A 16,227-nucleotide genomic window follows, 5' to 3' on the forward strand; every position below is an offset into this window, starting at 1 on the left:
AGATGTGATGAAAACAATACGAATGAACACTTCTTTCTTGGTTGCATTATTTTTGTTGTCATTTCCTGCACTTGCAGAAGATGAAGCCTATATTGCGTCTATTGAGGTGAATACAAAAAATCGCGCCAATGCTTTTACAAATGAAATAAAACAAATCAGTAAGTCTCTTGAGACTTCAGAAAAATCGGGTCAAATTGCAGAATTTACCGGCGAGATGCATCAAGTCATAAAAACACAGGAGCCCATTGTAACCCACTTAAAAAAAGTCAGTCAGGTACTCGTGTTCTTATCGTTTTCAATGCCAGAAAAAAGTCTACAAGCCTGGCTTTTACAATGTAAAAAAAGTGGAGCAACGCCCGTGATTCGTGGACTGATTCATAATTCGTTTAAAGAAACGATGACGGCTATTCAAACGCTCAGTAAAAAAACAGGAATTGGGATGCAGCTTGATCCTATTCTTTTTAAAACCTTTGATATCACTATGGTTCCTGCAGTGGTTTATGTGAAAGACACCCCTGCTTGTCCTGCCAATATGGATTGCAAACCGGTGAATTACGACAGTCTTTATGGTGATGTATCGCTGGATTACGCCTTAGAAAAAATGAGGGACGATGAGCAGTCAGAAGACCCCGTGTTGGATCAAATGATTCTTCGGTTAAGAGGGAGGTTAATCTGATGAAAGGCTTCGTTTTAGTTTTTTTAATCCTTTGTTCACCGATTTTTGCACTTGATTTGAATCAGGCATATCGAGAAGGCGTTCAAACCGGTACAAGCCATACCAATCAATCCATTGATTTATTAAAAGCACTGGATCTGAGCCAGTTTCCTGGCTATCAGGCCAATCTACCGCAGGAACATTATTATAGTGGGGTAACGCAAGCAAGCACAGGTCTTGAAGCCGATTCGCAAACTGCCGTGGCTCAGAATGATGCAGGAAAGGCAGTAGGCGAAAGTTTTAATCATCGCCCCTTGTATCAAGTAAATCCTGCCTCGGAATCAATGCAAAAGTTAAATCAAATCGCAGAAAATGGAGATGCGATTATGCACGGCCAAAATACCGATAAAACCACCTGCTCTTTAAAACCCAAAGAATGCCATTACTCATGGCAGGAAAAAACATGCCTATCTAGCAAGGTATTAGGTGTATTGCATTGTGCAAGGCACTTACGCTTGGATGTCTCACCCTACAAAACAGAAAGTTACAGTCTGTACCTGCGAAAAGGAGGTATGAGAAGGACCCCTTTTAAAGTCTTAGTTAATCTGGCACAAACAGATACCTGCCAACAGAGTAAAACGCCTTGCTATACAATTTATAAAGATTTAATACCAGCACATGAAATTGTATTGCCTGCCCATTGCGCCATGGTGAAGGTCAGTTTTTTTGATGAGAAGAAATTATTGGTTGTTGAGCAAACGGCTACTTGCGCCAATCCCACCCTATCATTGTCTGTTGGCAATTGTCGATTTGGTCGCTGCACAGTGCCCTATATTCACTCCGTTTCGATGACCATTGAAATTTATGAAAGCAAAGAGTATTGGGACGACCAATGCCAACAGTTGCAAAACAAAGAAAAAGAGGGATTGTGTCATATGACTGAGCCTCTAACGTGCACCGAGCCTAATCAAACACGGATTATTGGTGATGTTCCATTGACACGCCCTTGCTGGAAAGAAACAGCATCCTACACCTGTGGTGGCAGTCAGGAGCAAAATACCTGCGAAGACGTGATGAATCAAGGGTGTGAGCAGACTGCTTCGACTTGTGTAAAAGAAGAAGCAGGACGTTGCACAACCTATCAGCAAACGTATCAATGCCCGATAAACCAATGTACTGACAACCAACTGTTGTGTGGTGAGGATGCTTTTTGTTTGGATGGTAATTGCGCGAAACATGAACTAACCCCAGCCAATGAAGACGATTTTAAAAAAGCAATGTCCACCTTATCCGCCGCCTCGGATGCCTCAAAAGACTTTGATGGCAATGCCAATTTTATTTTCAAAGGTCAATTGCTTGAATGTTCAACAACAATGCTCCATTTTAAAAATTGTTGCAGTGATAAAGGGTGGGGTCTGGATCTTGAGCTGGCACAGTGTAGTGATGCTGAGAAAAAACTGGGAAAAGCTCGAGAAAACAAACTGGTAGTACCTACGGGTGAATATTGTTTTAAACGCAAAAAACTCCCTATTGGCTCGGTATGTGTCGATCACCACCAGACTTACTGTGTCTTCCAATCTAAATTAGCCCGTATGGTTCAAGTACAAGGAAGACGTGACCAATTACATATTGGTTTTGGCCAAAATAAATATTCTAATTGCTCGGGTATTACGCCTGAGCAAATGCAATTAATTCACTTCGAATCCATTGATTTTTCAGAATTTTATGAAGAGGTAAAAAATAAACAAAAACAACCGGATTACCAACAAACTGCCAATGGAATAAGCCAGCGCCTTAATCAATTTTACAATCAAGGAGACATCAATGGCTAGATGGTTTTTTGTTTTGTTGGTTAGCGTGAGTCCTTTTTTGTACGCCGAGCAGCCTTATCTTAATGAGCATGAGGAAGGTTGGTATTGGCATAAGGATCCCAAAGAGGAGGTCAAGAATAAATCACAAACCGAGTCAGTGGCACCTTCACCTGTAAGTAAACCTGCCGATCCTGATAAAACATGGAAATTGATTGGTAATAGGGTGCAACAGGCTCGCGCACAAGCTATTTTAAATCCAACTCCTGAGAATATTGCTCGGGCAAGACGATTACAACGATTGATTGTGGCACAGGCTAATCTGTTTTCTGAGAAATGGATGCTCGATCTGCTAATAAACCCCGATCAGGATGAAAGTCTTATTAATCCGAGCAGTAGTGCAGCACGTGATGTCTACAACCAGCAAAACAGCATGCAAAAGGAAAAGGCGATTACTCAAATTAGTCAAACATCTGGTTTGTTGTATTTCTATGAAGGTGGTGAACCATTTAGCGAGCGCATGGCCCAAGTGGTGAGTGATTTTGCGAACAGTTATCACATGACTGTTATTCCAATTGCCATGACCAATCGCATCTCCCCGATGTTACCTAACTCACGAGTTGATTCCGGTCAGGCAACTCAGATGGGTGTTAAACACATTCCTGCGGTTTTTGCTCTTAATCCAGTATCTAAAAAAACTATGCCAGTTGCTTATGGCTTAGTCAGCCAGTCGGAATTGAAGGAAAACATTTTAATGGCAAGCAACGCTTTTCAATCGGGGGATTACAATGCGCAATAAATTAGCTAGTTTTCTAATATTAGGAACATTATTTTCATCAAGCCTATACGCCGATATTGATAATGCACCGCTTCATGCCCTTGCCAAACATCAAGGATTTTTCTTTTTTTTCAGTTCGAGTTGTCCTCATTGTCAACGCTTTGCACCCACCCTCAAACGCTTGAGTCAACACTATGGCTTTAGCGTAGTTGCTATTTCTGTTGATGGAGGCTTTTTACCGTCCTTTCCCGATGCGGTGATGAATGAAGGACAAACGAAGGTATTTCAAGTCAGTGTTTATCCTTCTCTTTTTTTGGTTAACCCAAAGAGCCAAGTGGCGAGTCTTGTTACTGAAGGCACTATTGATGAAGGCGAACTAACCAATCGGTTACTAAAAATTAGCCAGATACATGACAAAGAGGTGCCTTTATGAAAAAAATTCTTCTGTCTTGTGGGTTAATCGGTGCACTTGGCATCGGACAAGTGTATAGCAAATCAATAGGTGAGGATTTAACTGGCTATTTTAAAGCTCTTAATATGGGAGCGAATGTCACAGAGCCTCATGCCTATCAAGCACAGCGTGCTGGTTTTTATACGGGGGGTAATTTATACGCCAGAAGCAGCGTGCGTAATCTGCAAATTATGCGCTTGAGCTGGCCTAAGGTGTCTGCAGGCTGTGGTGGCATTGATGCCACGTTAGGTGGTTTTTCTCACATCAAAGGTAAAGAGTTTGTAGATTTTACCAAAAACATATTGAACAACTCACAAGGACTTGCCTTCCAATTAGCCCTAGAGCAAGCAACACCTCTGTTAGGTAATGTGGCAACCAAATTACAAAACGTGGCTACCTGGGTGAACCAAACTAATATCAGTTCGTGTGCAACAGCTGAAAGTGCCGTACTGGGTTTAGCCCCACGCACCCGTATTGCACAGCAACATGCCTGCCAATCCATCGGTCAATCTAAAAATCTCTTTTCAGACTGGGCAGAGGCACGACAAGGCTGTGGTAAAGGCTCCAGTAATTATGATTACGACAGAGTGATTAATGAAAACAGCAGCAATGAGCAGGTAGTTGATAATACCAATGTGGCGTGGAATGCGTTAAAGAAAAACGGCTTATTTGCAGAGGATATTGAATTAGCTCAACTCATGATGACCTTATCAGGCACCTTAATTCTGACTCGCGATGCAGAAGGGGTGCATGTCCAGCGCCTGGCTTCCTTAGTAAGTAATAATAATTTAATCAGCGCTCTTTTACGCGGTGGCGAGGTGAAAATCTATCAATGTGATGAAAAGGTCAAATGCTTACAGCCCACCTTAACCAGTAAAAACATTGATATCAGTCATGGTCTTGAATCAAAAGTTCGTGATCTTATTTTGGATATGGCAAGCAAGATTAAAGACAATGTGGAGCAAAGTGATGCGGCTAAAGGACTCATTGAATCCACCCAATATCCGGTGATGAAAATGGTTAGCGTGCAAATGGCTTTTATGAAAGACAGTGCAGTGATTGATACTACTCGTTACTCAGAAGCGATTGCCATTGATATTTTATTTCAATATTTGAATGAAAACTTGCAACTCGTTAAACAAGCCGCAGGAGCTTTGCAATATCCAGAGGCCATTATGAAAGAGTTTCAAACTGATCTCACTCAGGCTCGTCGCGACTTGGTTCAAATGGAAGGTAGCGCGCATCAGCGAATGAGCATGGCGATGCAGATGATTCAAGAAACTCAAACCATCGAGCAAATGCTTGTAGGCGAATTTTCATCAGAGCTCACTCAGTCTTTGAGTTGGGCCAATCAAATGAGGTGAGTGAAATGGCTGTGACTATGCATATTTATACGATTACCGGTGGTGAGTTACTTAAGGCGTTTTATAGCGCCACAGCAGCCATGTTTCACTATGATGGAATACTTGGGATTTTTAGAACAGCACTTATTATTGGTGGGGTATGGACTACTGGCCAATTTATTGTAAAGCGTGATATACGCAGTATGTTCTTCTTTATTTTAAAGTATGCTTTTGTCATTTCCTTTATTCTAACACCTACCTGCAATTTGCAAATCCACGATAGAACTGATCCTCTGCGTCCAGATTTAACGGTTGATAACGTGCCATTGGTTTTGGGTGTTGTTGGGGGATTAAGCAGTCAGCTAAGCGACAAAGTAACCCGGCTTTTTGAATTCTTCTTTCATTCACCTAACGATATGGATTATAGCCAAACAGGCATGATCATGGGTGCGAAGCTCTTTTTATCTGCAAGCAACATTAAAATCACCGATCCCTTGTTTAATGCGAACATGCAAAAATTCATGCAGCAATGCGTGTTCTATGATGTGATGTACGGTCGATATAGTCTAAAAGACATTAATCAAGCAAGGGATATTTGGGAATTGGTTAAATCCAATGCCTCAGTTGCCCGTGGGTTTATTTATGATGGCTCATTTAAATCATGTATGGAAGCAGCCTCTTTATTGGATGGTGCCTGGAATAGCGTGATTGAAGATGCCAAATCTAAGTATGCAGGTTTTGCTTTTGGCAATCATTCAGATGCCCTAGCTAATTTCGAAAAATATTTACCTCAAGCTTATAATCATTTAACCGCCATGTCAGGTGATGCATCAGCACTTATTCGGCAAAATATGATGGCCAACGCCATTCGCGATGGTGTGTTTTCTATGGGCGCTCGTGTGAATTCAAAAGCGGCCATAGACAGTTTTTCGGCCAGTCGAGCACAGGATAAAATACCCGCGGCACTCAGCAACATTGGACTAATGTCCGCTTATTGGTTGCCCATGTTGCAAAGTCTTTTATTTTGCATTGTCATAGGGTGTTTTATTTTTGTCTTGTTTTTTTTCCCCTTTCCCTCAGGCATTTCTTTTTTTCAATTTTACGCAACACTGTATGTCTGGCTTGCCCTATGGGCACCGATGTTTACTGTTATTAACTACATCATGACTATTTTGGCGCAGTTTTCATTGTCCTTTGTGTCAACAGGGGCGACTACTTTGGCCTACCAAACAGGCATGAATCAAGTCTATGAAAATATGGCTGCCTTGGGAGGCTACTTAGTCTTGGCGACAACCACATTGAGTTATATGTTAATTAGTCGACACGTGGGTAGTTTTGTATCACTCACGCAACAACCAACAGGTATTGTTCAAAATGCCGCCTCCTCTGCCGCAGAAGAAGCACAAATGGGAAATTACAGCTACGGAAATACCAGTTTTGCTAATCATAATGGGTTTAATAGCAGTTCTTTTCATAACGATCAAAACGCCAGAATATCATTGGGTGGTATTGAAACAAGCCTTGATAGTGGTTCAATTGCGCGAATATCGCGTGATGGCAGTGAAACACTGACGATGGCAACCGCGACCTCGCATACCCCGCTTAATATTCAATTAGGAGAAAGCACGCGATCTGCATTTTCTGAATTATCCGACAGTGCTAAAAGTGCTGGGTTCAATAAATCAATTGCTTCATCAGAGCACTATGCGGCATCACTCAGAAGCCTGGCAGAGCTTGGTGAAACGCAATCACATGGGGAACAAAGTGGGCAGGGACACCAAATATCCACTTCAGCAGGCTTTAATGCGGCGGCATCAAAAATATCCAATCTCATTGATACCTTTGCTCACGATCATAATATTTCTCGGGATGACGCGACTAAAGTTTTAAGTGCTGCCAGTATTAATTTAGGAGGATCGTTTGGTTTTGGAACCGGTTCTGCAGTACCTGGAGCAAAGGGTAATATTGAGATTGGGGGAAATGTGCGTCATGAACGGGACAAATCAGAATCCCATCAAGACGCACGCTTGATGAATGAAGCGCGGCGCTTTAGTGAGGAACACCATTTTACAGATGTGGTGAATGAGGCAAGACAAGCCACCAAGGACGATCATTTTCGCACTTCTGATGATTTTAGTGGACGCTTGGCTAATAACTTTTCAGCAGGCTTTGATAAATCTATGCAGTATCGAGATGAAGCTGTGGCGAGTTTTTCCGAATCAGAGAGTTATCACCGACAAGCAACTACTTCCAGCGAACAAACAGCATCTATTAATCTTGATGCTCAAACAGGATTTATTGATTGGTTATCACATCATCGTGCACCTAATAGTCAGGGCACAATTGGGTTGCAACAGGCAGAATGGCTAATTCGTCACGATCCTGAATTAGCTCAGTCTTATGCAAGACAATTTGTTGGTGAAAAAACCGCGCAATCAATCAGCCAATTTCAAAAAAATCATCCTATTAACGAAAGTCAAGTGCACCAAAAAAATGAAGGATTTAAAAGTCGTATTGCAGGTAGTGCGGGGGTTGATCATGCCCTTGGGGATTATACCAATACGTTCAATGACCGAGCAAAGAACATCAATGCAGGAAGCGTCAATAAAGATTCGGTTAGTGCAGTTGATAAGGATTTTGCACGCGCCAAGTCAGAGATGTCCAAGAATGTTGAGGGCATAGTGCAAGACGGGTCGCAAGTCATGCAGGATGTCATCGTTGCCCAGGCAAACAAGGACGTAAAATGATGCTTACCAGGATCGGGTTCCATAAGGGTTTCCAGAGGTATCCATACCACTGCTTCCTGACATCGGCCGACCTGAGCTTGGGTTTATGCTCACAGAAGAGCCGTAGTGGTTTGAACGATGGTAATTGGGCGACTCATGTGAGGAAAACGGCTGGTTTAGTGATGAACCACCGTAGGATCCAAAAGAAAATGCAAAGCCTAAATCTGAGAGCATCAAATCAAAGCCAAAAGAGGCACCAAGCCCAAAAGCCGCTAATGGTGACACAACGAATAAGAGCCAATCGGTGCAGTAAAAAAATAAGGAGCCTTTGTTACTTGGGAAATCACCAAAACAAAGAAATAGTAACACCACAATTAAAAGAACAAGAGAACCGATTCCCATTGATGCCAAACGCAGTTTTTTTCTTTGTTCAGGGGACAATTCATCAAGTGAGCGTATCATCACTTGCCCTTTATAGTTCTTCTCCATTGGATTTTCTCCTTTTTATTCATTGTAGCCTGATTTTCACTTTTTTTATATCGATTCGGAGTCAATGATGGCGGTAAATCCTACAAAATTATTTATTCGCGGCGGTCAAATCTTTTTGCACAATGTCCGCATGTTCACACAGGTAGGTAAGAAAGTAAGCCTTGCTATGCTGATAGTTTTTTTTATTTTCTCAGTCATGGCTTTTTATTTTAATACCAGTGCGTATCAACGTTATATTGGCCAGCAATGGGTTAAAGCGCAGGCAATGACTTTAATACAGAGCAAAACCAAGCAAGTGGTTCGCATGCCAACGGGTGAATCTTATCCAGTGTATTCAGCGCAAATTGTAAAAGCTCCCATGGTCATCGGCATTGTTAATCAATTAAAACAAGCTCTACTTAAGAGCATGATAGAGGCACTATTTGCCTCTGTCATGATGTTAATTGTCATGGTTAAGTGGTTACAAAAAAGAGGGGAAAATCAAAGTAAAGCCAAGATCATTCGAGGCAGTGAGTTAGTGGATGAAAGCACATTACAAAAGCGCATCAAAAAAACCATTAGGGTTTCTCCCTATCGTATTGGTGGGGTGTCACTGCCCTATGGTTCTGAAACCCAGCACATACAAATAGTCGGCACCACGGGCTCTGGTAAAACGGTTGCTATTCGTGATCTATTAACGACGATACAAGACAGAGGTGAGCGTGCAATTATTTATGATAAAGGGGGAACTTATTTATCCCGTTTTTATCGTGAACATCAGGATGTAATTTTAAATCCCTTAGATACAAGAGGCCATTCATGGAATGTTTGGGCGGAATGCGAAGACAAAGCCGATCTTGAAGCACTTGCTGAAGCCATCATGCCAATGCCTATCAATAGCACCATGGATCCCTTTTGGATTAAAGCCGCGCGTATGATTTTCGTCTCCACTGCCAATGAGTTGAAAAATGATCCCAAACGCTCCAATCTAATGTTGTTGCAATACTTACTCACTGCAGATTTAGGTCGGATTCATCATCTACTGCGTCATACTGAATCAGAATCTCTGGTATCAGACAAAGTACAAAAGACTGCATTAAATGTAAAAACCGTAATGGCTACTTATTTAAAATCCTTATTGTATTTAAAGGATGACGGGGATATCTTTTCGATTCGGGACTGGATTTTGAATGATCAGAGCAACTCTTGTTTGTTTGTCAGTTCTGATGGGCGCAAACACCCAACCATTAGACCGCTGATTTCAGCTTGGATTAATACGGCTACCAAAGAGCTCTTAAGTTTAGCGCCAGATGATAACCGCCGTGTTTGGTTTATTTTAGATGAATTGGCAACTCTACATGCTTTACCCTTTTTAGCCGCAGTCAAGTCAGAAAGTCGCAAATTTGGTGGTTGCTTCTTATTGGGCCATCATGGTGCATCCCAGTTGCGCACTATCTATGGTAACGATGGTGCCGCGTCCCTTTCAAATTTGTGTTCGACTCGCTTGTTCCTCCGTTTACCCGAACATACTGATGCAGAACATGCTTCCCGCAATATTGGTACCTATGAAATTGAAGAGGTCAATGAATCTATTAGTTATGGTGCTAACACCATGCGTGATGGGATTTCAGTATCTCGGCAAACTAAGGAAAAGCAATTGGTTTTACCAACTCAAATTCAGGTAATCAATGATCTACAAGGGTATTTGCGAGTAAAAGGTGAATTTCCTGCAGCAAAAATAAAGCTTAATTACGTTGATTATCCTCTCATTCACGATGAGTTTATTGCACGAGCTATTGATCCTGATCCGCTACGTCAAAAAGTGGAACAATTGGTGGATACCTATAGCGATCCTATCCTTGCCGCATCCCATGATGATGCTTTAGAGACTGCAACTTCAACAAAAAAAGACCTTACGAAACCAATTGCCAGAGAAAAAAAGATTGAAGAAGAAAAAGAGCTTGTTGAGTTTTTATAAGAACAAATAAGGGGTAAGCATGTTAAGTCTTCAGCCATTAGACAGTGCTGATGGAGCAGCATCGTATTATCTGGATGTCGTCAATTATTATGAAAATGATTCTAAAAGTGTGCGCTGGTTAGGGGATGGAGCGAAAATTCTTGGGATCCACGGGCAAACAGTAGAAAAAGAACAGATGTTAGCCCTTCTTAAAGGTACATTGCCGGATGGTACTCAACTTGGTCGAATCGATAAGGACGGTGTTCATCATCGCCCCGGTTTTGATATGACCTTGACTGCCCCAAAATCTTTTTCCATTTTACTTGAAAGTGGTGCTGACCCACGACTTGGAGAGGTGTTTGATAAGGCTGTTGAATGGTTCGTTGAAGAAATGGAGAAGGAATTTGCACAAGCCAGGCAACTCGTTGACGGCAAAATTGAATACATCGACACCAAAAATTTAGTAATTGCTGCTTTTCGTCAACCAAGCTCTCGCGCCAATGATCCTAATTCGCATACACACCTGGTAGTTCAAAATATGACCCACTGTCCAGATGGTAAGTGGCGTTCACTTGCCAGTGACATGGATAGTCAAAAAGGAGTGGTTGAACAAATCATGAAACACCATATTTATGGTGGGCTTAAATTTCGCAACAAATTAGCAAATTTAACCAAAGAACTTGGATATCAGCTAGTTTCTGATGGTGATGGTTTGTGGGAAATTCAGGGTGCACCCGAGCAAGTACTAACACATTTTTCAAAACGAAGGGAATCCATCGAAGCATTACTCGATGAAAAAGGCTGGAGTGGTGCCAAAGCGTCCTCGATTGCGGCTCAAAAAACAAAATTGGATAAAGAAATCATTGATTATGATCAATGGAAAGAAGACATCATTAAAGAGTGCCAGGAGATGGGCTTTGATCCACATCAATTAGTGGCCTCATCGTATAAGCCTCAACAAAATCTGTTTCAAACCTTAAAAGAAAATATTATTGAGCGCTTTTATGGTAAGGACAACATCGAAATGAATCATGCCAGAGAATCTGTTTATGTGGCTATTGAGTCAATCAGTCAACAGCAAGCAGTTTTTGAGGAAAGGGAACTCAAAAAAGAAGCGCTAAAATATGTAATTGCCAGCAACAAGATAATCGATGAAACCTTAATTAATAAAGCTATTGCAGAAAACATTGCTGATCAAAATCTGTATACAGCCAAACATCCTTTTACACAAAAGCCTTTACTGACAACACCTTGGCAATTGACGTTAGAGAGCGAGGCCATCCAGCGTATTGAAAATGGTAAAGGTGCCGTTTCGGCTATTTGCTCAAAACAAAAAGTCAATGATTTTATAAAAGCAAAAGAACAGGAGATGGCATTTGCTTTGTCTCCTTCACAAAAAAAAGCAATGACAACCTTTCTAACTTCAACAGACAGATTTATTGCCATTCAAGGGTATGCTGGGACTGGTAAAACCACGATGTTACGTTTAACCCGCGAATTAGCATCTCTTCAAGGATATGAGCTTCGCGGTATTACGGCAGGCTCGGCAGCCGCCAATGAACTGCGCCATAAAGGAGGTTTAAATGCTTCTACTTTTGCAAGAGAGTTAGGCCGTTTACAAAATCAGAAACAGGACTTGAGCAAAACGATATTTGTGGTAGATGAAGCTTCCATGTTGTCTAATCCACAGGGACATAAAATCATCAAACTGGCCGAGCAGTTTAATACCCAATTAAAAATCATTGGCGATAAAGCCCAGCTTCCAGCCCCATCCAGCGGGAAACTATTCTCTGTCATTCAGGATTATGGGATTAAAACCGTTGCCATGACAGATAATCTTCGCCAGAAAGACATGGAATTAAAAGAATCGGCTATTCATGCGGGGCGGGGTGAGATCTATGATGCCGTTGAAAAATTAACCTTTGTCAAAACAGCTGATACATATTTGAAACGAGTCGACTATCTTGCGAGTAAATGGTTGTCATTTACACCCGAGGAACGTCAAAACACGCTTTGTTTTGCGCCAACGCACAAGAATCGTCAGGATATCACCCTGATTTTACGAAATACATTAATTAAAGAAGGAGCATTAACCGGACAAGAGCACCTGCAACCCATTTTAAAAGAGCGCAATTTAACTAGCATTAAGCTTAGAAACGCGGCCTATTATAGCCAGAACGATATCATTCGTTTTAACAATACAAACCCGCGATACAACATTAAAGCAGGTGATTATTTAACTGTTGGACTAGTGACTAACGCACACAAGAAAAATAATACGCTTTCTCTTAATCGTGAAAATGGTCAAACCATCACATTCAAGTTATCTTCGCTACCTGAATTTAAAACTGAAAATAAAGACTTGGAACGGCCAGTTGAAATATATCGCCAAGAAATGCTGAGTATTATGGCAGGTGATCAAATCCAATGGAAACGCAATAGTGAAGACAAGGGGATTCGCAATTCTGAATTAGCAACCATCAAAGAAATCACTAAAGAGGCAATCATCATCACCACTGAAGACAATCAAACTCTTCACTTACAACATCAAGCAAAAGAATTACGCCATATTGACCATGGCTATGTACTCACAACCTATGCCACGCAGGGAAAAGATAAAAAAAGAGGTCTTGGACTTATTGAAAGCTTCAATCGTTTTGCATCCACAATACAAAATTATTACGTGGAAACAACACGGGGTATTTGTGAAATGATAGTGGTCACCGATGACAAAGAGCATTTGGTCAAAGCTATTACTACCAATGATAGTGATAAGTATTCCTCAATGGATATGGTTGGCTCAGCTACCCTGAAAGCCCATGAGACGCGCTTTAAAGATCACAAAAACAGTTTTGCCTTACAAAATGCCATTGAAAAAAAATTATCTAAAGAACAAGGCTGGAAAGATCTGGAACATACAGTAGAGTCCTATCTTCAATGCAAACAACAAGGGCAAGAACGAAAAGCCGCCAAATTAGCTTATACCATTGTAAATGACCAAAAACTCTATCGCCTTGCCAAAGAGCGTCTGGGCTTTAGTGTCAGTACATATCGACGTGAAGCCTTGCGCTTTCAAACTTCAAAGTTGTTTCACTCACTGCCAGTATCAGAACGTCAGCACTTTTCAACGGTCAGACACTACGTAGCTTTGAACCAACAAATTCTCAAACGAAGCCAGCATATCAAAGCCCATGAGCTTGAACAGGGCATTGAGAATGATATTTCAAACCAGAATAAAAGAGATCTACAACAACTTACGGCCAAACGAAATTCACTAGCTTTTTTAATAAGTAAGGATCTTGAACATTACAAACCCTATTTGCAGCATTTTTCCATTGGTGAGCTGAATCGGATCGGATTGCCGCAGCATGAATATGGCAAGGAAATAAAAAAAGCTCAAAGTCGACTGGAATCACTTGGCAAGCACGCAACAAGGGATTTGATTCGAACCAATGTTTCTCTGTATTTAAATGCCCACGGTGAAGAGAAAGAAAAACTCGCAGCTCAAATTAAAAGAGAAGCCAAATCATCTCACGCTTTTGTCTTAACCCATGCCAAAGAACTGAAACAAAAACCTGAAACATTATGGATGTCCATTAATAACGATGCGCGATTTCATGCTGACCGCTTGTTTCGTAATGGATTAAATGCTGAGGGAAGATTAGCATTTGATAACTTTAAAGCTTATAAAACACTACAGTTAGAACTTAGAGAAAGTTGGTCAGCAAGTCTTAAAGAAGCAGAAAAAGGTACTGCAAATAGTGTTAATCTCAAATCCATCGAATTATTAACTTCTCGTAATGCGCTTGCTCATGAGTTAATGCAAAACAAGGGCACTCCTGAAATAGCGGCCTATTTCAAATTGGATTTGGCAAAGCTAACTGCGCAAAAAGAAAAGCACCAGTATAGTGAAAACATAAAACAATTTATGGCAAGCAAAGGAAATTTCAAAACCCGTCTCGCAGCCATTAATGAGATTAAAAACGACATCAAGGGACATTATCCCTTTATTAAAGAATCACATCTTGATACGAAAATTATTAGTAAATATCTGCGAGTTACTGACCGGCTGGAACGATTAAGCAACCTATCTTCTGCTGAGAAAAAAGACTATCGATACTTTCTGAGTTACAAAATGGCTAGCACTCAGGCTTACAGGCACTGGCAGCAGGTGCATTGTAATAAGGCAAATGGGAACTTGCAAAATAACAAGCTGATTTCAGAAGCAATCACTCATTCCTCCAAACGCGATTACCTAGCTCACCAACTGAAAGACTCACCGTTTCTTGATTTAATTTTGTCTTATGAAAAAGGCAACAAAGAAAAACTATTAACGCAAGCGGGCAACCATCAAATAAAACTGCGGGAAATAAAGGATCTCAATGAGGTCATGCACACACTGTCCACCCAATACGTCAGTATTACAAACGCTGATTCTGTAAAAGCAGTATCAGCCTGGAAAAAGAACTGGTCATCTCTTTGCTCTCATATCAATCAGATTGAACAAGGGAAGGGATATCAGCTGGCCTTACAAGAATACCCGTTAAATGTGGTATCGGTAAAAGCAATTAATAAAGACCTAGAAACTCTCTATGATTTTAAACCGGAAATAATCGCCCAAAAATCAGACCAATCAGTCAACCCAGTCTTACAGAAATTACAAAAATCATCCCAATTTTTGGATGCCAGAATCATTAATGAATCCCTAATGGTAAATCCTGAAAACACCTATACAGCAATTTGGGGTGAGCCAAAAACAAAGAATTCTAGGGAATTACGCTACGATGGCGGCCTGATTGTAAGCTTGAAAGGTAAAGACAAAGGGTTGTGGCATGACTTTAGTGACGGGGTGGGAGGCGCCCCAATTCAAGCGATTATGAAAAGAGATAATTTGTCCTTTAAAGAAGCACTCTCTCAAACAGCCACTTTGGCAGGGATACATCAATTGGATGAGCCTTTTAATAAAATAATGCCATCCAAAGTTAATCAACTAGAATTACAAAAATCTATCGACACGGAAAGGCGAAACAAAATTATTTCAGCAAAAAGCATCTGGGATAGCTCTGTTCAGGCAAAAGGGACATTAGCTGAAAAATATTTAAAACAACATCGTGGAATCGATGCTATTGATAAATTAGATGTACGTTTTTGGCCAGCAGGCTCCCAATGGAGGAGTTGCAATGAGGATGGAGTTCTGGCAGATAAAATCAACAAAATTCCAGCCTTAATCATTCCTGCACGGAATGAAAAAAATGAAATAACAGGAGTTCAAAGAATTTACTTGGATAGCAGGACGGCCAGTAAAAATAAATTCATGGAAAAGCCAAAGTTATCAAAAGGAATCATGGAGGGCAGTTGCGGAATTATTCAAAAAGGAATGCAAGGATCCCTCCTTTATGTCGCCGAAGGATTTGAAACAGGCGCATCAATCGCCCTTGCGGACAGTAAAGCCACCGTACTCTGTTCCTTTGGCGTTTCAAATATGAAAAATTTAATTCCAATCATCAAAAAATTCACTGCAAAAGAAATTATTATTGCGGGTGATAACGATGGAAATTTCGCTAAATCACTACAAGCCGTTGAAAAAACAATCGACGCCTATAAAGAAAATAATCTAAACGCTAGGGCAGTATTCCCTAATAAGTTACAAGAAAAAGTAAAAACGGACTGGAACGATATTCATTTGAGTAAAGGGATTTCAGAAGTCCAAAAACAACTGATAAGCAAGGATATTGGAATTACGTCATCAACGATTGTTAAACCAATGACAATCCCTGAAAAAATTGTCAATATCGCACAAATGAAGTCAATGAAACTAAATGATTCCCAAATCATTTCTATTAGAGAAAACACCGAAATCGTTGACAATAGCAGGAACATAAATCAACTAGTTGCTGCATATAATAGAAGTAATCAGGCATTAGAAAAAACTGGCTCATTTACTCCAAGTAAATCCCCATCTATAAAAATAAATCACGAAGTAGACATGGAGTTTTAAGACTCCGTTTGAAGAACCCTCAAGTATAACGCTACCTCATCTT

The 16,227-nt window shown here is 40.8% G+C and carries 9 protein-coding genes; 8 read left to right on the forward strand and 1 reads right to left on the reverse strand.

Annotated elements, in window-relative coordinates; all coding sequences use genetic code 11:
- Positions 1–7: 7 nt before the first annotated feature.
- The 6 genes from trbC to AB3348_RS11390 are packed head-to-tail and all read left to right on the forward strand — an operon-like array spanning position 8 to position 7,782.
- Positions 8–676 (forward strand): type-F conjugative transfer system pilin assembly protein TrbC, encoded by a 669-nt coding sequence (gene trbC, locus AB3348_RS11365; RefSeq protein WP_367607720.1) that lies wholly within the window; start codon positions 8–10, stop codon positions 674–676.
- Positions 676–2,487, forward strand: a complete 1,812-nt coding sequence (traN, locus tag AB3348_RS11370; protein ID WP_367607721.1) for a type-F conjugative transfer system mating-pair stabilization protein TraN — start codon at positions 676–678, stop codon at positions 2,485–2,487. Before trbC ends, traN begins: the two co-directional genes overlap by 1 nt.
- Complete coding sequence (gene traF / locus AB3348_RS11375; RefSeq protein ID WP_367607722.1) at positions 2,480–3,262, forward strand: type-F conjugative transfer system pilin assembly protein TraF; 783 nt, start codon at positions 2,480–2,482, stop codon at positions 3,260–3,262. Before traN ends, traF begins: the two co-directional genes overlap by 8 nt.
- A complete protein-coding gene (gene trbB, locus AB3348_RS11380) occupies positions 3,252–3,674 on the forward strand; it encodes a type-F conjugative transfer system pilin assembly thiol-disulfide isomerase TrbB (protein ID WP_367607723.1) in 423 nt (140 codons plus the stop codon). Before traF ends, trbB begins: the two co-directional genes overlap by 11 nt.
- Entirely contained in the window at positions 3,671–5,056 is a 1,386-nt protein-coding gene (locus AB3348_RS11385) for a conjugal transfer protein TraH (RefSeq protein WP_367607724.1), read from the forward strand. Before trbB ends, AB3348_RS11385 begins: the two co-directional genes overlap by 4 nt.
- Before the next feature lie 5 nt (positions 5,057–5,061).
- Complete coding sequence (locus AB3348_RS11390) at positions 5,062–7,782, forward strand: conjugal transfer protein TraG N-terminal domain-containing protein (protein ID WP_367607725.1); 2,721 nt, start codon at positions 5,062–5,064, stop codon at positions 7,780–7,782.
- A 3-nt stretch (positions 7,783–7,785) separates the two neighbouring features.
- Here AB3348_RS11390 and AB3348_RS11395 read toward each other — a convergent pair whose 3' ends face one another.
- Entirely contained in the window at positions 7,786–8,250 is a 465-nt protein-coding gene (locus tag AB3348_RS11395) for a hypothetical protein (protein WP_045096601.1), read from the reverse strand.
- Between the two features lie 64 nt (positions 8,251–8,314).
- Here AB3348_RS11395 and traD point away from each other — a divergent pair, with 64 nt between their 5' ends.
- Entirely contained in the window at positions 8,315–10,207 is a 1,893-nt protein-coding gene (gene traD / locus AB3348_RS11400; RefSeq protein ID WP_367607726.1) for a type IV conjugative transfer system coupling protein TraD, read from the forward strand.
- Between the two features lie 19 nt (positions 10,208–10,226).
- On the forward strand, positions 10,227–16,184 hold the full coding sequence (gene traI, locus AB3348_RS11405) for a conjugative transfer relaxase/helicase TraI (protein WP_367607727.1): 5,958 nt from the start codon (positions 10,227–10,229) through the stop codon (positions 16,182–16,184).
- Positions 16,185–16,227 lie beyond the last annotated feature (43 nt).

This window comes from Legionella sp. W05-934-2 (genome assembly GCF_964199965.1).
In the GTDB taxonomy this organism is placed as follows: domain Bacteria; phylum Pseudomonadota; class Gammaproteobacteria; order Legionellales; family Legionellaceae; genus JAFIFT01.

Excerpts from the sequence above, each read along its gene's own strand:
- AB3348_RS11385 (WP_367607724.1), top strand. The coding sequence starts at position 3,671 with ATGAAAAAAATTCTTCTGTCTTGTGGGTTAATCGGTGCACTTGGCATC.
- traI (WP_367607727.1), top strand. The coding sequence starts at position 10,227 with ATGTTAAGTCTTCAGCCATTAGACAGTGCTGATGGAGCAGCATCGTAT.
- AB3348_RS11390 (WP_367607725.1), top strand. The coding sequence starts at position 5,062 with ATGGCTGTGACTATGCATATTTATACGATTACCGGTGGTGAGTTACTT.
- trbC (WP_367607720.1), top strand. The coding sequence starts at position 8 with ATGAAAACAATACGAATGAACACTTCTTTCTTGGTTGCATTATTTTTG.
- traF (WP_367607722.1), top strand. The coding sequence starts at position 2,480 with ATGGCTAGATGGTTTTTTGTTTTGTTGGTTAGCGTGAGTCCTTTTTTG.
- trbB (WP_367607723.1), top strand. The coding sequence starts at position 3,252 with ATGCGCAATAAATTAGCTAGTTTTCTAATATTAGGAACATTATTTTCA.
- traD (WP_367607726.1), top strand. The coding sequence starts at position 8,315 with ATGATGGCGGTAAATCCTACAAAATTATTTATTCGCGGCGGTCAAATC.
- AB3348_RS11395 (WP_045096601.1), bottom strand. The coding sequence starts at position 8,250 with ATGGAGAAGAACTATAAAGGGCAAGTGATGATACGCTCACTTGATGAA.
- traN (WP_367607721.1), top strand. The coding sequence starts at position 676 with ATGAAAGGCTTCGTTTTAGTTTTTTTAATCCTTTGTTCACCGATTTTT.